The sequence below is a fragment of the Ectothiorhodosinus mongolicus genome (assembly GCF_022406875.1).
Taxonomy (GTDB): Bacteria; Pseudomonadota; Gammaproteobacteria; order Ectothiorhodospirales; family Ectothiorhodospiraceae; genus Ectothiorhodospira; species Ectothiorhodospira mongolica.
The window spans coordinates 1,141,825-1,160,394 of the sequence record NZ_CP023018.1 but is presented as its reverse complement, the minus strand read 5'-3'; the positions used below and the strand labels follow the sequence as shown (position 1 = coordinate 1,160,394).

The window sequence follows — 18,570 nt, the reverse complement described above, 5'->3', positions numbered from 1 at the left end:
TCCGTAATGAGTTTTCATGCTTTGCCGCCCAAACAGGGCCTTTATGATCCTGCCCTCGAGCGCGACGCGTGTGGCGTTGGCTTTGTTTGTCATATCAAAAATCAAAAAAGCCATGCCATTGTTCAACAAGGCCTCGAAATCCTCAATCGCATCAATCATCGTGGCGCTGTGGGCGCAGATCCCAAAGCGGGGGATGGTGCCGGGATACTCATTCAAATGCCCGATGCGTTCTTGCGCGCGGTAGTCGACTTCAATCTACCATCACTGGGTGAGTATGGCGTCGCCATGATTTTTCTGGATCGTGATGCCACAGTACGTGATCAAGTTGTCGCCATTATCGAACAACAGGTCGCAGCGGCTGGCCAGAAGGTTCTAGGCTGGCGCGATGTGCCAGTTGACAACGGCGATCTGGGTGAGAGTGTCCTACCCACCGAACCCCTCACGAAACAGTTGTTTATCGGCCGCAGCGATAATTGCGCCGACCAAGATAGCTTTGAACGCAAGCTGTTTGTGATCCGTAAGCGCATGGATAATGAAGTGCGCGATCTGGGCTTGGGCTTTGCCGCTTGTTACGTGTCTTCAATGTCCTCACGCACGCTCAACTACAAGGGCATGCTGCTAGCCGGCCAAGTTGGCCGCTACTATCACGATTTGCAGGATGAGCGCTTGGTCAGCGCCATGGCCTTGGTGCATCAGCGCTTTTCGACTAACACATTCCCCACCTGGGACTTAGCCCAGCCGTTTCGCATGATTTGCCACAATGGGGAGATCAACACACTCCGCGGCAATGTGAACTGGATGGCGGCTCGTCGTCACACCATGCGCTCAGAAATCCTAGGCGAAGATTTGGATACCATCTGGCCTCTGATTCCCGAGGGCCAATCCGACTCCGCCTGCTTTGATAATGCACTGGAACTGCTAGTCATGGGGGGCTACTCACTGGCCCACGCCATGATGATTCTGATTCCTGAGGCTTGGGCAGGCAATAAACTCATGGAAGAAAACCGCCGCGCCTTCTACGAATACCACATGGCACTCATGGAACCTTGGGACGGCCCTGCAGCGATGTGTTTCACCGACGGCCGACAAATCGGCGCGACCCTGGATCGTAATGGCCTGCGTCCGGCGCGTTACTTGGTGACCAACGATGACATGGTCGTGCTGGGCTCTGAGATGGGCGTGTTGGATATTCCTGAAGAACGGATTGTGAAGAAATGGCGTCTCCAGCCCGGCAAAATGCTGCTGATCGATCTCGAGCAGGGCCGGATTATCAGCGATGATGAAATCAAGACCCAACTCGCCGAAGCGCGTCCCTATGGGGAGTGGCTGAAGAAAACCCAGATCCGCCTGGAGGATTTGCCAGCAGGCATCGCCCCAATGTCCCCCGATGCCCCCACCTTATTGGATCAGCAACAAACCTTTGGTTACACCCAAGAGGATGTAAAGTTCCTACTCACGCCAATGGTCATGACCGGCCAGGAAGCGGTGGGTTCTATGGGCGCGGATAACCCTCCCTCGGTGCTGTCCTCACGACCCAAGCATTTATCAACCTATTTCAAACAAAATTTCGCCCAAGTCACCAATCCACCGATTGATCCGATTCGCGAAGAGCTGGTGATGTCGCTGGTCTGCATGATCGGGCCGCGACCGAACCTATTGGGTATTAACGAGGCTGGTTCGCACTGGCGCTTAGAGACCCCGCAACCGGTCCTAACCAATCAGGACTTGGAGCGTATTCGTCACATCGAGTATCACTCCGGAGGCGCCTTCCGCACCCGGACCTTGGATGTTTGCTATGCCTCGACTGAGGGTTCAGCGGGCATGGCCGCCGCCGTAAAGAAACTCTGTGAAGATGCTGAAAAAGCCGTTCTGGATGGCTTTAATATTCTTATTTTGTCCGACCGCGACAGCAATCCTGATCGCATTCCGATTCCCATGCTGCTGGCGACATCAGCCGTGCATCATCATCTGATTAACCAAGGACTACGCACCAGCTCAGGCTTGGTAGTGGAGACCGGTTCAGCTCTGGAAGTGCATCATTTCGCCACGCTCAGCGGCTATGGCGCTGAAGCCATTAATCCCTACCTAGCCTTCGATACCATCGAATCACTGCTGCCACACCTACCGGAGAAGCTGGGTTTTGAGGAGGCGCAAAAGCGCTACATCAAAGCGATTGGCAAAGGCCTGTTAAAGGTCATGTCAAAAATGGGCATCTCCACTCTGGAGTCTTATTGTGGCGCCCAGATCTTTGATGCTGTGGGCCTCTCGTCTCCCTTCGTTGGTGAGTATTTCACCGGGACCCAAACCCGGGTAGAAGGCATTGGTCTGGCAGAAGTGGCTGAGGAAGCGGTGCGCTGGCACACACAAGCTTTTGGCGATGCGGAAATCTATCGCAAGCAGCTGGATGTGGGCGGTGACTATGCCTTCCGCTTACGCGGTGAGGATCATATATGGACCCCCGATACGATCAGCAAATTGCAGCATGCCACGCGGTCCAATGATGCCAATACCTTTGCCGAGTTCTCCCGCCTCATCAATGAACAGACCGAGCGCCTACTGACGTTCCGCGGCCTAATGGAATTCAAGTTCGCCGATACCGCTGTTCCCTTAGACGAGGTCGAGCCAGCTAAAGAGATCGTCAAGCGCTTTGCCACGGGTGCCATGTCTTTTGGTTCCATCTCTCCTGAGGCGCATACCACACTGGCCCAAGCCATGAATGCGATTGGCGGCAAGTCCAACACCGGCGAAGGGGGGGAAGAACCCGAACGCTTTATCCCGCTGGTCGACGGCTCACGCAACCCCAATCGCTCAGCGATCAAGCAGGTCGCCTCAGGGCGCTTTGGTGTCACTACTGAGTATTTGGTCAATGGTGATGATATCCAGATCAAGATTGCTCAGGGCGCCAAGCCGGGTGAAGGTGGCCAGTTACCTGGCCATAAAGTGGATGCGCGAATTGCCCGGGTGCGTCATTCAACGCCTGGGGTGGGTCTGATTTCACCGCCCCCGCATCATGACATCTACTCCATTGAGGATTTGGCTCAGCTGATTCATGACCTGAAAAACGTCAACCCCAACGCGCGGATCTCGGTCAAACTCGTCTCCGAGTTGGGCGTGGGCACAGTCGCTGCTGGTGTTTCTAAGGCGCATGCCGATCACATCACGGTAGCGGGCTATGATGGCGGCACCGGGGCTAGCCCTTTGACTTCCATTAAGCACGCCGGCAGCCCCTGGGAAATTGGCCTCGCCGAAACCCATCAAACACTGGTACTCAACCGCCTGCGAGGCCGCGTTGCCCTGCAGGTCGACGGCGGCCTGCGCACCGGACGCGATGTGGTCATCGGCGCTTTACTAGGCGCAGACGAATTTGGTTTCGCCACGGCACCGCTGATTGTTGAAGGCTGCATCATGATGCGCAAATGCCATCTCAACACCTGCCCGGTAGGCGTAGCAACCCAAGATCCAGAACTGCGCAAAAAATTCTCTGGCAAGCCCGAATTCGTGATCAATTACTTCTTCTTTATCGCCGAAGAAGTGCGGCAGTTGATGGCCAAACTGGGTTATCGCTCCATGAATGAGATGATTGGTCAGTCACAGCGCTTGGAAATGCGTCGTGCTATCAACCATTGGAAAGCGCATGGCTTGGATTTCTCGAACCTGCTGGCGCGTCCTGAGGTGCCCGAATCCGTGGCTATCTACAATAGTGAGACCCAGGACCATGGGTTAGATCATGCGCTCGACAACGAGCTAATTGAGCGTGCAGCACCGGCATTAGAACGCGCTGAGGCCGTGACCATCGAGACTCCAATCCACAATTATCATCGCAGTGTTGGGGCGATGCTCTCCGGTCGAGTGGCGGAGCGCTACGGACATGCTGGATTGGCCGATGACACGATTCACATCAAGGGCACAGGAACCGGCGGACAGTCTTTTGGTGCCTGGCTGGCTCAGGGCGTCACCATTGAACTCGAAGGCGAAGCCAATGATTACGTGGGTAAAGGCCTTTCGGGTGGGCGCATCATCATCTATCCACCCGCCCATTCGGCCATTGATGCCGCAGCGAACAACATCATCGTGGGCAACACAGTCCTCTATGGCGCCATCACTGGTGAGGTATTCTTCCGTGGCGTAGCCGGCGAGCGTTTCTGTGTTCGAAACTCAGGCGCCACAGCCGTTGTCGAAGGGGTTGGTGATCATGGTTGCGAATACATGACCGGCGGCATCATGGTGTGCTTAGGTCAGACCGGGCGTAATTTTGCAGCAGGGATGTCGGGTGGTATTGCCTATGTCCTGGATGAAGAAGGCAATTTTGCCGACCGTTGCAATCTGGCGATGGTGGAACTGGAACCGATTAGTGAAGAAGATGATGCGTTGGAAGCCCATGACCACCAAGGCGGTGATTTAGAGACGCATGGCCGGGTCGATGTTAGTCATGACATGACGCGCTTTGATGCCCTGCGGCTCAGAGCGCTGATTGAAAGACATGTGGCTTACACCGGATCCGAACGCGGACAGAGTATTTTGGATCATTGGGCAACGATGCTGCCCAAGTTCGTAAAAGTCATGCCGGTAGACTATCGTCGCGCCTTGCGTGATATGAAGGCATTGCAGGCCAACGTGCAGGAATCTAACAAAACCAAACAGCAACAGACTTTGGAAGGAAGTACGGCTCATGGGTAAACCCACGGGATTCATTGAGATTGAACGTCAGGAACGGCGCTACGAGCCGGTCAGTGATCGGCTCAGCCACTATCGCGAATTCGTCATTCCCCTGAAAGATGAATCGCTCAGAGAGCAGGGTGCACGCTGCATGGATTGTGGCATCCCCTTTTGTCATCAGGGCTGCCCGGTTAACAATCTAATTCCTGACTGGAATGATCTGGTGTACCAAGATGATTGGCAGCAAGCCATTGAGGTACTGCATTCCACCAATAATTTTCCTGAATTCACGGGGCGCATTTGCCCAGCCCCCTGCGAGGCTTCGTGCACACTAAATATCGATGACAACCCCGTCACCATTAAGTCCATCGAATGCGCCATCGTCGATCGTGCCTGGAAAGAAGGCTGGATAAAGCCTCAGGTTCCCGCACATCGCACCGGCAAGCGCATCGCCATTATCGGCTCTGGACCCGCTGGTTTGGCGTGTGCTCAGCAACTGGCACGCGCCGGCCACAGTGTTGAAGTTTTTGAAAAAAATGATCGCATCGGCGGCTTAATGCGTTATGGCATTCCGGACTTCAAGCTGGATAAGTCACTGATCGATCGACGCATTGCACAAATGCGTACCGAGGGGGTCAAGTTCCACACCCTGACCCATGTGGGCGTAAATATGCCCATTAGCCATCTGCAACAAGAATTTGATGCGGTGGTACTCTCTGGCGGCTCGGAAAAGCCACGTGACCTGCCTGTTCCCGGTCGTGAAGCCCTAGGCGTTCATTACGCCATGGATTTTCTGACGCGCAATAGCAAGCGCGTTCAGGGTGTTACTGTTCTGGATGATGATTTCATCAGCGCTAAGGGCAAGCATGTCATCGTTATCGGCGGTGGTGATACCGGTTCCGACTGTATTGGCACCTCGAATCGTCATGGTGCCGCCTCGGTGACTCAAATTGAGATTCTCGACAAACCACCGGTAAAAGAAGACAAGGGTCTGACATGGCCGAACTGGCCCAATAAATTGCGCACCTCCAGTTCTCAAGAAGAGGGCTGTGAGCGTATGTGGAATGTATTAACCAAGTCCTTCGAACGCGATGAAGATGGTCATGTCATCGCCTTGAACTATGTTCTGGTGCGTTGGGATAAGGATGAACAGGGCCGCTGGCAAATGTCAGAGGTACCCGGTTCAGAGGGACAGATGAAGGCCGATTTGGTGCTTTTAGCCATGGGCTTTGTGCATCCCATTCATGAAGGCATGCTTGAACAGTTACGCTCGGAAAAAGATCTACAACTCGATCAGCGCGGCAATGTTCAAGGCAGCACGGAAGGTCCCAAAGCCTATTACACCAACGTGGATGGCGTGTTTGCCGCTGGTGATATGCGCCGCGGCCAGTCTTTGGTGGTCTGGGCTATTCGTGAGGGCCGGCAATGTGCCCGAGCCGTCGATGAATGGCTTATGGGTAGTACTATCCTGCCTCGTTAGGCTGGAAAAACCGTTTTGACTCATTTATGGTTTCGTGGCCAAAATCTTGGCTGACACTGTGTTGTGCATAAAACTTTAAATTCGGAGGAGTTACCCAAACAATGTCGATGAAACGTCGCGATTTTCTCAAAGCAGGAACAGCAGCTGCCGCAGGCGCCACCATTTTAGGGGCACCAGCCATTGTTAAAGCTCAGCAAACTTTTAACTGGCGCATGACGACCACTTGGCCTGCTGGGCTGCCGTTTTTCCAAACGGGTCCGGGTAGTGCTACCGACTTTGCGCGCCGCGTGGAAGAAATGTCTGGCGGGCGCATTCGCATTCGCGTTTACTCCGCTGGCGAGTTAGTGCCGGCGTTCGAGGGCTTCGATGCCGCCTCTGCAGGGCGCCAGGTGCAACTCAACCATGGCTGCGCCTACTACTGGGCGGGCAAGTCCTTTGCCGCCCAGTATTTCACCACTGTGCCTTTCGGCATGACTTTCCAAGGTCATAATGCGTGGATGAACTTTGGCGGCGGTTATGAGCTTTATGAAGAAACCTATCGCCCGTTCAATCTCGTACCTTTGGTGGTGGGCTGCACAGGCGTTCAGCCCGTGGGCTGGTTCCGCCGTCCGGTGGAAAGCCTAGCTGATTTCCGTGGCTTGAACATTCGTATGCCGGGTCTGGCTGGTGACATCTACAATGCTATTGGCGCTAATGCCCGTTTGCTGCCCGGCGGCGAACTATTCGCCGCGTTGGAGCGTGGTGCTATTGATGCGGCAGAATGGGTCGGACCTTACTCTGACCGTGAACTCGGCCTGCATCGGGCCGCAAGCCTCTACTACAGCTCAGGTTGGCATGAACCGGCCACCAGTACGGAAGTGGTTGTCAACCGCAGTGCGTGGGACTCCCTGCCGGCTGACCTGCAGGCCGTTATGCGCAATGCTGCAGCTGCCTGCAATATCACCTCGCATACTTGGTTGGAAGCGCAGAATGCAGACGCTTTGGACGACCTCATCAACAACCACGGCACGCAGTTCCTGCCGCTGCCTGATGATGTTATTCAAGCGCTTTTGGAAGCCACCAAGGATATCCTGTCAGACAATGCTCGTCGTGATGATCTGGTGCGTCGCGTGAATGAGAGCTACTTCACCTTTAAAGCCAAGCACGACCGCTGGAATCAAAACTCTGAGACCATGTTCCAGACGCAGATTCGCGATCTGGGTCAGCAGATTCTTGGCTGATAGCATGATTTTTTAGCGCGAACCGCCCCTCTTTCGCTTGCGAGAGAGGGGCTTTTTTCTCCAACTGGCTAATCTTTCCAGTACCCCATGTATCTATTTTTGCATCGTCTAGAACGCGTGCTTTATCGGATCACCAGCATTTCTGGCTGGGTGGCTGCGGTCTCTATGGCAGCACTAATATTGCTGGTGTTTGGCAATATGGCAGCTCGTTATTTGATGGGCTTTGGCGCGGTTTGGCTGCAAGAGCTGGAGTGGTACATTCTGTCGCTGAGCGTGATGACGGCGATCGCCTATGCCATGCGCGCCGATGAGCATGTGCGCGTTGATATTTTCTCCAGCCGCTTAAATCGTAAAGGCCGCATGTGGCTGGATATGCTGACCATGACCTTGGTCGCGGTGCCTGTCGCCATTCTGGTTCTTTATTACACATGGCCTTTTGTACAAACTTCATATGTGCGCGGAGAACGCTCGCCCAATGCCGGTGGCATGCCGTGGACTTTTCTCCCCAAGGCGATGATTCTGCTAGGCTTTTTTCTCATACTAAGCGAATCAATCCGCAAGATAATCAGTGTCGGCCGCCGCCTGAGTTTCCACTATCGGCGCCCCGCTAACCCGCCTCGGAACCGCAATCATGCCGCTTGAATATATTGCTCTGATGATGATCATCGGTTTCTTCGTGCTGGTATTAACCGGCATGCCGGTGGCTTTTGCTATTGCTGCAGTGGGCTTCATTTTTGGTTTTATCGGTTTTGACGGCTGGCTATTTGAATTACTACCCTCGCGGATTTTTGGCAGTGTGACAAATTACACTCTGTTAGCCATCCCGCTGTTCGTATTCATGGGGGTGATGCTGGATAAAACTAGGGTGGCTGAACGCATGCTCGATGTGATTGGCCATGCCAGTGGTGCTTTACCAGGCGGTATGGCTCTGGCGGTTATCCTCGTGGGAGTGCTCATGGGCGCGGCTACCGGGATTGTTGGCGCCGCCATTGTCACTCTGACATTGATGGCACTGCCCACCCTGATTCGCCGCGGCTATAAACCAACAGTCGCTTGTGGAACGATTTGTGCCTCGGGAACGCTAGGTCAGATCATCCCGCCAAGCCTCGTTTTGCTGGTTTTAGCAGACACCATGAATCTATCGGTGGGCAGCTTGTTCGCTGCCGCCTTGGTGCCCGGCTTAGCGCTGGCGACGCTCTACGTGCTCTATTTGCTGGTACTGGCCTGGTATAACTCAGCGGATGTTCCGGCACTCGATGCTGCTGAGCGGGCCTCAATCAGTAAGACTCAGATCATGAAAGATTTGGTCACCTCAGTCTTGCCTCCATTGGCTTTGGTGCTGGCTGTACTAGGTGCCATTATTGGCGGCGTTGCCGCTCCCACGGAGGCAGCCTCGGTGGGCGCTGTGGGGGCTGTGGTGGTCGCCGCCTTAATGCGTCGCTTGAGCATGCCCGTGCTTAATGACGCTTTGCTAACCACTGTGCGCATCACTGCCATGGTCTTTTTCGTATTGATTGCCTCGCAGGTATTCGCTCTGGCCTTCCGCGGTTTGGATGGAGAGTTGTTAGTGGAGGGAATGCTTAACTGGGTACCGGGCGGACCTTATGGCACTTTATTGTTCATGATGTTGCTGATTTTTCTGCTCGGATTCTTCTTGGAATGGATTCAGATCACCTACATCGTTGTTCCGCTATTTCTGCCTTTCCTTGCGGGGGTTCCCGAGTTCTCCATGGTCTGGATCGCGATTCTGATTGCCATGAATCTACAGACATCCTTCCTGACGCCACCTTTCGGATGGTCGCTGATCTTTATGAAGGGGGTGGCGCCCAAAGGCATTAAGACCTCAGACATCTACCGCGGCGCCATTCCCTTCGTGATCATTCAACTGGTGGCATTGGCCCTGATTATTGCTTTCCCAGCTATTGCCTTGTGGCTGCCCGAAGCCATTGGCTGGTAAACCAAAATCTAGCGCAGGTCCCAAAAGAAGATCGCGGTGGTGAGGATGCCGGCGATGATAATCGCGTTTCGTAGCACGGTTTGAGGTAAGGCACGCGCTAAGGAAACACCAGCATACCCGCCGATAGTAGCAGCCACAGCCATCGGCAATGCTTGCGCCCATTGAATTACGCCGCCCAGCGCATAAATGAGTACGGCGATCAATGTGAGTACTGCAGAGAGCAGGTTCTTCAGTGCATTGGCGGTATTCAGATCGTGCACCCCAAGCACGCGAAAGGCCGCCAGCATGACGATCCCCATGCCCCCATTGAAATAGCCCCCGTAACCAGAAACGAGAAAAACACTCACTCGTCCCAGCAAACCACCCTCACCTCGGCTGCGCGCTTGAATCCAGAGTTGTAGGCGCGGCCCGAAAGCAAACAACAGGGTTGCAAACAGTAACAACCAAGGAATAATGACGCGAAAAGCCTCATTGGATGTTGCCAGAAGCAGTAACGCGCCTGCAGCACCGCCCACGGCGCCGATCAACACAACCGCGAGCACAGTCATGCCCGGTGGCGCCTTCATGAGATCTCTATAGGCCCAGGCGCTGGCCAAATAGCCAGGGAGTAAAGCTGCAGTCCCGGTCGCATTTGCAGCAACCGGCGGCACGCCAGTAAAAACCAATGCGGGCAAAGTCAAAAAACTACCCCCGCCAGCAAGTGCGTTTATAGCGCCGGCAAACAAAGCAGCCAGCGCTATCAGGGCGAGGACGCCCGGCTCAAGAATCACGATGATGCAACTCCACAACCCAAATAGAATCGCGTATTCTACATGTCTGATAGAGACTGGGAAAAAATCTAACAAAAGCGATATAATCGGATTTGTGTTTTGGCAATAGTCGCTGCATGACGGCGCAAAGCGGATGTCCTTTGGGGAAACCGCATGAAAACTGCCAAAAAATTTCCTTGATATGGTGTAGCGAGCCCTAGAGCCGCTGAGACCACGGGAGCACCGGATGGCTTTATCACGTCGGCGTTTTAACCAAACCCTGCTGGGCGGCATGGCCGTGGCACTGTCGCCTTCTGTTTTCGCCAATATGGTGGAAGGTAGCGATTGGCGCAGCATTGCCAGACCTCAGCGCACCCTGCCAGACGGTCAAATCGGCCTGACGATGTTCTTCTCTTATGGCTGTCCCTTTTGTGGGCAAATGCATAGAGCGATGGGCGGATGGCTGGCCAGTTTGCCTGAAGATGTTGTATTCCAACGGGTACCAGTCAGCTTTAACCGTGATGCTTGGGCCATGCTCTCTCGGCTGTATTTTGCCCTTGAAACTACTGGCGATGCAGAGCGTCTAAGCCAAGAAATCTATGACGCTATCGGTGTACGGCGTGAGCCACTGTTTGATGAGGCACAGATTACCGCCTGGGTTACTGCACGTGGTGTCGATGCAACAGCCTTTCGTCAGGCCTTTCAGGCATCACAGACAAGCAGTCTGGTCGCTCGCAGTGATCGGCTACAAACACGTTTCGAGGTCCGCAGCGTACCCACTTTGGTGGTCGACGGCCGCTATGCAGTTGTCGGCCAAGGCGCCACCTCTTATCAAGAGCTATTTGATATCGCTGATCAACTGATTATTAGGGCACGCAGCTAAAGCTATCCAGAAACGGCGCAAGTGCGCCGAATCTTCATCAACCAGCCTCAAAAAAGGGGTAAAAACCATGAAAATCTACCATGACTGAATCAGAAACCGTCCACCCTAAGCAACGCCTCAAAGAACTTTTGTCTATACCCGATAGCAAGCGTTCCGAAGCGCAATGGGATGAGTTGATTGAGCTGGAAATATCGCTCGCACCTGTCAATCAAAAATCCGCTTCTGATCGCCATGATGCGCACAGTAATGGCTCTGGCCGTTCGCGGGGCAGTCGCAATCGTCCAAGCTCGGGAAGAAAGAAATCTTTTTCCAGAAAACCAGGGGGCAATCGTCCCGCGCAGCAGAGCTCTCAAGGAGCAGGCGACTAATCTGACGGGGCTCAGCCCCGAGATCGATTAATGCGAAGCACCTCTGGGACATGACGCATACGACGCATCATGTCGGCTAGATGTTTCCGGTCGCGAACACTGACGGTAAACGTGATCGTTGACACATGACCATCTCGTTCATCAAATGAGACATTCTCAATATTCGATCCCAGATCAGAGATGACGGCGGCTAAGTTAGCCAAAACACCGCGTTTATTGGCGGTCTGAACCCGGATCGCTGCGTTATATTCGGGTTGGGTTTCAGGATGCCATTGCAGTGGTATCCACTTGTCGGGCTTGTGACGGTTTTCTAGCGCATTGCCGCAATTTTCGCGATGCACCACCAGCCCTCGACCCGCACTCATCACCCCAACGATGGCATCACCCGGGATGGGATAGCAGCAACGGGCGAAAGACAGGACCATGCCTTCGGTGCCTTTAACTGCCAAAGGCGCATTAGCATCATCACCCTCTGTTTCGGCGGATGCCGCTTCATCTTGCTCCCAATCGAGCAATAGGCGTCGTGCCACCAAAGCGGCCATGCGATTCCCGAGGCCAATATCAGCCAGCAAGGTTTCCTGATCCTTAAGTTCAAGCTCGGACAAAATGAGCACCCAACGCTGAGGGTCCACATCAGCCAGACTGCTGCCCACATTATTAAGCGCCTTATCCAATAACCGCTGACCTAAACTGATGGCTTCACTCAGCTGCAGATTCTTCAAATAGTGGCGAATGGCCGTACGCGCCTTACCCGTGACCACAAAGTTAAGCCAAGCCGGATTAGGTCGGGCCCCCGGCGCTGTAACAATCTCAACCGTACGGCCACTTTCCAAACGCGTGGATAATGGCGCCAAACGTCGGTCAATCTTAGCTGCCACACAGGTATTGCCCACGTCTGAGTGGACGGCATAGGCAAAATCTACTGCGGTGGCCCCGCGCGGCAACTCCATGATTTCACCCTGAGGTGTGAAGATGTAAACCTCCTCAGGGAATAAATCGACTTTCACACTCTCGAGAAACTCCATGGAGTTACCGGCCGCCTGCTGAATTTCCAGCACGCTTTTTAGCCACTCGCGCGCACGAGCCTGGGCCGTCCCTGACTGGCGATCCCCCGTCTTATACAGCCAGTGGGCGGCAATGCCGCTCTCGGCAACCTGATCCATCTCCTGGGTGCGGATTTGCACTTCGATGGGAATACCATGCGGTCCAAACAACACGGTATGCAGGCTTTGGTACCCGTTGGCCTTAGGAATGGCGATGTAATCCTTGAATCGCCCCGGCACTGGCTTATACAAGTTATGCACCACACCCAGTGCTCGATAGCAGGCATCAACATCACCGGCGACGATACGGATGGCATAAACATCAAAGACTTCTGCAAACGACAGCCGCTTTTCCTGCATCTTGCGGTAGATGCTGTATAGATGTTTTTCACGACCGGTAATGCGTGCTTCGATGCTGGCTTCTTCCATGCGCGCACAAATGGCGGTCTCAATTTTCTGCATCACTTCCTTGCGATGACCGCGTGATTTTTTTACCGCCTCCTGAAGGATGCGATAGCGCATCGGATAATGCGCGGCAAAACCGAGCATCTCCAGCTCTCTGCGAATCGCATTCATGCCCAAGCGCTGTGCAATCGGCGCATAGATGTCTAAGGTCTCACGCGCAATGCGGCGACTCTTGTCAGCACGCATCACGCCCAAGGTGCGCATATTGTGGAGACGATCGGCCAGTTTAATGAGGATCACGCGCAAATCTCGGGTGATCGCCAGCATCATTTTGCGGAAGTTTTCTGCCTGGGCTTCGGCTTTGGAACTGAATTTTAGATGGGTTAGTTTGGATACTCCATCCACCAATTCGGCCACATCCTCACCAAACTCGGTGACAATGCGTTCTTTGCTGATGTGGGTATCCTCCATCACATCATGAAGGATCGCGGCAACGATGCTCTTATGGTCTAAACGCATCTCCGCCATGGTCTTGGCAACGGCCAGCGGATGGATGATATAGGGGTCGCCGCTGAGGCGCATCTGGCCGTCATGGGCTTCGGCACCCAACAGGTAAGCGCGGTACACTTCGGCCACCTGATCCGAGTCTAGGTAGGTTTCCAGATAGGAACATAAATCACGCGCAAGAAAGCGCGTGTTATCCAGCGAGGTCGATGTCGCAGTGGTCTTGGCAGTGGTTGCGGTCTCGACCATGGCGCGGAGATGAGGTCAGCTCACCGGACTATTGCTCCGGAGTGACCTCTTCGACAATGGCTGTGGGCATGGCATGCTCCTGCGCCGTCACTTCATCCAGCACTTCCCGGCCGATATGACCGGCGGCAATTTCCCGCAGCGCGACAACCGTGGGCTTGTCATTCTCCCAGTCCACATGCGGGTGTATACCGCTGGCGAGCTGGCGGGCACGCTTAGCGGCGACCAAAACCAGCTGAAACCGGTTGTCTACATTGTCCAAACAATCTTCTACGGTAATGCGTGCCATAAAAACCTCGAAATGATTCTCTAACTTAATGGATTCTAGGGGGTTTTGCTGGTATCTGCCAGCAACTCGTCTAACAAACTGCGATAAGACTGCATCTGCGACCTAGTGCGCAGGCGATTGGCGCGAAAAATAGATTCCATCTCGCCCAGCGCCAGGTCGAAATTATCATTCACCACCACGTAGTCGTATTCGTCGTAATGACTGATGTCTTCCGTGGCATCACGCAAACGTCTGGCGATGATCTCGTCGCTGTCCTTACCACGTGACCGCAGTCGCTGTTCTAACGCCGCTTTCGATGGCGGCAAAATAAAAATGGAATAACATTCTGGCATCAAACGCCGCACCTGCTGCGCACCCTGCCAGTCAATTTCTAGTATCACATCATGACCGGCCGTGAGCTCGTCTTCCACTGCCTGCCTGGAGGTTCCGTAGTAGTGGTCAAAGACTCGAGCATGCTCCAAGAATGCTCCATCCTGAACCATACCCAAAAAGTCTTCGGCGCTAGCAAAATGATAATGCCGACCATTCACTTCACCCTGACGAGGCTTGCGCGTCGTATGCGACACCGAAACAACTATGTCTGGCCGCGACTCAAGCAAAGCCGCAACCAGACTGGTTTTGCCCGCGCCGGATGGGGCTGAAACAACAAATAAGCTTCCGCGAGTCAACAAATATCAGCCCCCATACCCAGTGCGTATCGATCAGTGATGGTAACCGGTCAAGCGGTCTACCTCATTTTTTGAACCCAGAACGACGGGCACTCGCTGGTGAATCGCTGCCGGACTCATGCTAAGAATTCTCTCACGACCCGTTGTGGCGGCCCCGCCTGCCTGCTCGATGATAAAGGCCATAGGATTGGCTTCGTACATCAGCCGCAATTTGCCTGTTTGTCCCTTGCTCTGGAGCTTGGAGTCCAATGGGTACATAAAAATTCCGCCCCGCGTCAAAATGCGGTGCACTTCCGCCACCATGGAAGCAATCCAACGCATATTGAAGTCTTTACCGCGGGGGCCATCCTTGCCCGCGAGGCATTCGTCGATATAGCGCTGCACAGGCTCTTCCCAGAAACGCATATTGGAGGCATTCACCGCAAACTCCTGAGTATCTTCTGGAATTTGAATGTCCGAATGGGTCAAAAGAAATTCGCCAAAATCACGATCCAAGGTGAACATATTTGTGCCTTGGCCAGTGGTCAGCACCATCATGGTTGATGGACCATACAGGCAATAGCCAGCAGCCACTTGCTCAGTTCCCGGCTTTAAAAAATCCTCAGTGGAAGGATTATCGACGCCAGGCGGGGCTTTGAGTATGGAAAAAATGGTCCCCACCGATACATTGACATCGATATTCGAAGACCCATCTAGGGGATCGAACAACACCAAGTACTTGCCACGCGGCGCCTGTTTGGGCAACTCGTAGATCTCATCCATTTCTTCCGAGGCCAGGCCAGCAACATGACCGTTATGTGCCAAGGCCTCGATAAAAATCTCATTGGAGATCACATCGAGCTTTTTCTGTTGTTCGCCCTGAACATTCTCAGACCCGGCAGTCCCCAGGATACCGACCAGATCACCCTTATTCACCAGGTCAGAAATCTTTTTACAAGCGACAGCGATATCATTCAGTAGGCCAGTGAATTCCCCTGTGGCGCCAGAAAATTTACGTTGTGACTCAATGATAAAATTGGTCAGTGTAGTACCGATATGCATACTCAAACCCCTTTTAGCGATAATAATTGATGATTTTTCGCGCGCTTTTGTTGTTGTTTTGCCAGCGTCAGCCGGGAGCGCGTACACTGCCGTTATACTAGCAGAACAGGCTGCTATGGCCTATGCCTTAATCTGAATGGGGTTTTTAAGCCCGGGAGTGGATTTCCATGAAGCAAACGGTCACAAGCCCCCTACCTCCAGCGCTTTCGGGGGAGCATAGTTACATCGATGACCCGCAAACCGGCAGGCTCAGTCTTTACGCCCATATCGAACCAGATGCCGCAAAAGCGCGACCGCTATTGTTGATCCACAGTGTCAACGCAGCAGGGTCAGCCTATGAGATCAAACCGATTTACGATCATTTTCTCGGGTCTCGTCCCGTTTACGCGCTGGAGCTGCCAGGCTTTGGTCGCTCTGACCGCAGCGACAGGAATTACACACCACGTCTCATGACCGATGCCATCTTGCGCGGCGTTAGCGAGCTGCGCAGTCGGCATCAAGACATGACCATTGACGCCTTATCTCTCTCGCTGGGGTCTGAATTCCTAGCCAGAGCAGCTGCTGAGCAGCCCCAATGGTTGCATAGCATCGCCATGATCAGCCCGACCGGCTTTAAAGGCACGACCCGTCGTGACGGTCCGCCGGGTAGCACACGCGGCATGCCTTGGCTTTACGCCATGTTTACTCGCCCACCTTGGTCTCAGTCGGTCTATAACGCACTCACGCGACGCTCTGTTGTGCGCTTTTTCCTGAACAAAGCTTGGGGTTCAAAAAATATTGATGAGGGCTTGTTGGACTACAGTACAACAACCACCAACCAGCCGGGTGCCATGCATGCTCCCTATCACTTTCTTTCGGGTAATTTGTTCAGCAATGACATCACCCGAGTCTATGAATCGCTGAAAATCCCAGTATTCATGACGCATGGTGACCGCGGAGATTTTGTGGACTATCGCGGCGTTGGCTTGTTTGCCGACAATCCCCAATGGGATATCCATCTTCTGGAGGCAGGCGCGCTACCGTATTTTGAGATTCCTGAGACGTTCTTTAAACACTATGACGCGTTTTTGCAGAAGCATGCAGAAACCGCTCGGCCGTTGGCCGACCAGCCAAACGAGTAAGGAACCTTTAAAGAATTTGGTCGGAGTGAAAGGATTCGAACCTTCGACCCCTGCCTCCCGAAGGCAGTGCTCTACCAGGCTGAGCTACACTCCGAGGTCGTTTTCTGCACCTAGTGGACAGGCTGGGTATTGTGACTTCAGCAGATCGCGATGTCTACGGTAGGACGGTATTTAGAAGTAGATCTTTATGAGGCCCGATCAATCGATAAGCGGGCCAGTTCAATCAATGCATCGCGATACTGGCTTTCTGGCAATACCTTCAGGTTATCGATGGCATGATCAATTTCCCGCTGTGCCATGGCTCGGGCGTAATCGATGGACTGAGACTCGGCTAAAGCAGCCAAAACTCTATCCGCGTACTCGCGACCGCCCTGTTCAATCGCCTCACGAATCAAGGTGGCATTCTCAGCAGCGCCCGTGCGAATGGCATGAATTAACGGCAAAGTGGGTTTACCCTCGGCTAAGTCATCGCCCATGTTTTTGCCCATCTCTCCCTGTTGACCGCTGTAGTCCAGAACATCATCAATGAGCTGAAACGCCGTGCCGAGGTGCATGCCGTAGGCTGCCAAACCCTGTTCAATGACCTCTGACTGACCTGCCAGAATCGGCCCCATGCGGCCGGCGGCTTCAAATAATTTCGCGGTTTTGGACTGAATCACATGCATGTAGCGCTCTTCTGTGGTGTCGGCATCATGGCAATTGAGCAACTGCATCACTTCACCCTCAGCCACGGTGCTGGTGGTATTGGAGACGATTTGCATGATGCGCATATCACCTAGCTCGACCATCATTTCAAAGGAACGCGAGTAGAGAAAATCACCCACCAATACGCTGGCTTCATTGCCAAATAAAGCATTGGCGGTTTGACGACCGCGACGCATTTGGGAGTCATCGACCACATCGTCATGCAGTAGCGTTGCGGTGTGAATGAACTCGATGACTGCCGCCATAGAAATATGATCACGACCCGAGTAGGAACAGGCGCCCGCAGAAAGCAATACCAACAAAGGCCGCAGACGCTTACCACCACTATTAATAATGTAGTGTCCAAGCTGATTGATCAGCACCACGGGCGACTGCAAGCGCTCACGAATGCACTGGTCTACCGCGGTCATATCAGCGGCGATCAATTCACGTATTTGATCCAATTGCATGAAATTATCAGTGCCAACGGGCTTGGGGAGGGAAAAGTCTTACGGCATGCTAGGAATGACGCGGTTCGCTGTCAAGCAGCTTCTCTGAAGAGATGACGCCAGTATTTGACCTGTGGCAGCTACGCAGTTAGAATTCCGCCTCTTTGCGTGACCCCCTTTTTGGAGAACAACAGGATGTATGCGGTTATCGCCACCGGTGGCAAGCAATACCGGGTTACCCAGGGTGACGTGCTCAGGGTCGAGAAACTCGACGCCGACGCCGGCGCAGCTGTGGAATTCAGTGATGTGTTGATGGTTGGTAGCGGCGACGCCGTGAAAATTGGCGAGCCCATGGTTAAGGGCGCCAAAGTCACAGCAACGGTCAAGGCGCACGGGCGTGGCGAAAAGATTGAAATCATCAAATTCCGCCGCCGCAAACACCACCGCAAGCAAATGGGTCATCGCCAGCACTACACCGAGCTGGAAATCACCTCGATTGCCGGTTGATTGAATAGGGTAAGCAGACATGGCACATAAGAAAGCAGGCGGCAGTACACGCAACGGCCGCGATTCAGAAAGCAAACGCCTTGGCGTCAAGCGCTATGGCGGGCAAAGCGTACTCGCCGGTAATATCCTGGTCCGTCAGCGCGGTACCAAAGTCCATCCGGGAGTCAATGTGGGCTGTGGCAAAGACCATACGCTGTTTGCCAAAGTGGACGGCTTGGTTGTGTTTCATAACAAAGGCCCGAAAAATCGCAAGTTTGTGAGCGTGCAGCCTGCCTAACGGTTGCTCAGCGCAGGCTGAAT

16 protein-coding genes and 1 tRNA gene are annotated in these 18,570 nt (G+C 53.7%); 10 read left to right on the top strand and 7 right to left on the bottom strand.

Annotation, left to right across the window (positions count from 1 at the left end):
* The first annotated feature begins 6 nt into the window (after nt 1–6).
* From gltB to CKX93_RS05425, 5 genes are all read left to right on the top strand, one after another.
* Nucleotides 7–4,677 carry a glutamate synthase large subunit gene (gltB, locus tag CKX93_RS05445; RefSeq protein WP_076755665.1) on the top strand — a complete coding sequence of 1,557 codons (4,671 nt, stop codon included), beginning with the start codon at nt 7–9 and terminating at the stop codon, nt 4,675–4,677.
* Nucleotides 4,670–6,136 (top strand): glutamate synthase subunit beta, encoded by a 1,467-nt coding sequence (locus tag CKX93_RS05440; protein ID WP_076755664.1) that lies wholly within the window; start codon nt 4,670–4,672, stop codon nt 6,134–6,136. The genes gltB and CKX93_RS05440 overlap by 8 nt, the downstream gene beginning before the upstream one ends.
* A 101-nt stretch (nt 6,137–6,237) precedes the next feature.
* Nucleotides 6,238–7,356, top strand: a complete 1,119-nt coding sequence (locus tag CKX93_RS05435) for a TRAP transporter substrate-binding protein (RefSeq protein WP_076755663.1) — start codon at nt 6,238–6,240, stop codon at nt 7,354–7,356.
* A gap of 165 nt (nt 7,357–7,521) precedes the next feature.
* Nucleotides 7,522–7,998 (top strand): TRAP transporter small permease subunit, encoded by a 477-nt coding sequence (locus CKX93_RS05430; protein WP_240076646.1) that lies wholly within the window; start codon nt 7,522–7,524, stop codon nt 7,996–7,998.
* The gene (locus CKX93_RS05425) at nt 7,988–9,313 is read left to right on the top strand and encodes a TRAP transporter large permease (RefSeq protein ID WP_076755661.1); all 1,326 of its coding nucleotides are present in this window, start codon (nt 7,988–7,990) and stop codon (nt 9,311–9,313) included. Before CKX93_RS05430 ends, CKX93_RS05425 begins: the two co-directional genes overlap by 11 nt.
* 8 nt (nt 9,314–9,321) lie before the next feature.
* Here CKX93_RS05425 and CKX93_RS05420 read toward each other — a convergent pair whose 3' ends face one another.
* Complete coding sequence (locus CKX93_RS05420) at nt 9,322–10,083, bottom strand: sulfite exporter TauE/SafE family protein (protein WP_076755660.1); 762 nt, start codon at nt 10,081–10,083, stop codon at nt 9,322–9,324.
* Between the two features lie 226 nt (nt 10,084–10,309).
* On the opposite strand from CKX93_RS05420, the gene CKX93_RS05415 reads away from it, so the two are divergent.
* Together CKX93_RS05415 and CKX93_RS05410 are read left to right on the top strand one after the other, a co-directional pair.
* Complete coding sequence (locus CKX93_RS05415; RefSeq protein ID WP_076755659.1) at nt 10,310–10,945, top strand: thiol:disulfide interchange protein DsbA/DsbL; 636 nt, start codon at nt 10,310–10,312, stop codon at nt 10,943–10,945.
* Nucleotides 10,946–11,025: 80 nt separating this feature from the next.
* Nucleotides 11,026–11,313, top strand: a complete 288-nt coding sequence (locus tag CKX93_RS05410; RefSeq protein WP_076755658.1) for a hypothetical protein — start codon at nt 11,026–11,028, stop codon at nt 11,311–11,313.
* An 11-nt stretch (nt 11,314–11,324) separates the two neighbouring features.
* Here the strand turns inward: CKX93_RS05410 and spoT are convergent, their stop codons facing one another.
* From spoT to CKX93_RS05390, 4 genes are read right to left on the bottom strand one after another with little or no spacing between them, the layout of a single operon-like run.
* Nucleotides 11,325–13,514: a bifunctional GTP diphosphokinase/guanosine-3',5'-bis pyrophosphate 3'-pyrophosphohydrolase gene (gene spoT / locus CKX93_RS05405; RefSeq protein WP_076755657.1), complete on the bottom strand. Its 2,190-nt coding sequence runs from the start codon at nt 13,512–13,514 to the stop codon at nt 11,325–11,327.
* A 28-nt stretch (nt 13,515–13,542) separates the two neighbouring features.
* Nucleotides 13,543–13,800 carry a DNA-directed RNA polymerase subunit omega gene (gene rpoZ, locus CKX93_RS05400; RefSeq protein WP_076755656.1) on the bottom strand — a complete coding sequence of 86 codons (258 nt, stop codon included), beginning with the start codon at nt 13,798–13,800 and terminating at the stop codon, nt 13,543–13,545.
* A 35-nt stretch (nt 13,801–13,835) separates the two neighbouring features.
* Nucleotides 13,836–14,468 carry a guanylate kinase gene (gene gmk, locus CKX93_RS05395; protein ID WP_076755948.1) on the bottom strand — a complete coding sequence of 211 codons (633 nt, stop codon included), beginning with the start codon at nt 14,466–14,468 and terminating at the stop codon, nt 13,836–13,838.
* 33 nt (nt 14,469–14,501) lie between these two features.
* Nucleotides 14,502–15,509, bottom strand: a complete 1,008-nt coding sequence (locus tag CKX93_RS05390) for a class 1 fructose-bisphosphatase (RefSeq protein ID WP_076755655.1) — start codon at nt 15,507–15,509, stop codon at nt 14,502–14,504.
* A gap of 167 nt (nt 15,510–15,676) precedes the next feature.
* On the opposite strand from CKX93_RS05390, the gene CKX93_RS05385 reads away from it, so the two are divergent.
* Nucleotides 15,677–16,630 (top strand): alpha/beta fold hydrolase, encoded by a 954-nt coding sequence (locus CKX93_RS05385; RefSeq protein WP_084178666.1) that lies wholly within the window; start codon nt 15,677–15,679, stop codon nt 16,628–16,630.
* Between the two features lie 17 nt (nt 16,631–16,647).
* On the opposite strand, the gene CKX93_RS05380 is transcribed toward CKX93_RS05385, so the two are convergent.
* Nucleotides 16,648–16,724, bottom strand: a tRNA-Pro gene (locus tag CKX93_RS05380).
* 91 nt (nt 16,725–16,815) lie between these two features.
* The gene (gene ispB / locus CKX93_RS05375; RefSeq protein ID WP_076755653.1) at nt 16,816–17,784 is read right to left on the bottom strand and encodes an octaprenyl diphosphate synthase; all 969 of its coding nucleotides are present in this window, start codon (nt 17,782–17,784) and stop codon (nt 16,816–16,818) included.
* 174 nt (nt 17,785–17,958) lie between these two features.
* Between ispB and rplU the strand changes: the two genes are divergently transcribed.
* Together rplU and rpmA are read left to right on the top strand one after the other, a co-directional pair.
* Nucleotides 17,959–18,270, top strand: coding sequence for a 50S ribosomal protein L21 (gene rplU / locus CKX93_RS05370; protein WP_076755652.1), 312 nt, complete (start codon nt 17,959–17,961; stop codon nt 18,268–18,270).
* Between the two features lie 19 nt (nt 18,271–18,289).
* On the top strand, nt 18,290–18,547 hold the full coding sequence (rpmA, locus tag CKX93_RS05365; protein ID WP_076755651.1) for a 50S ribosomal protein L27: 258 nt from the start codon (nt 18,290–18,292) through the stop codon (nt 18,545–18,547).
* The last annotated feature ends 23 nt before the right edge of the window (nt 18,548–18,570 follow it).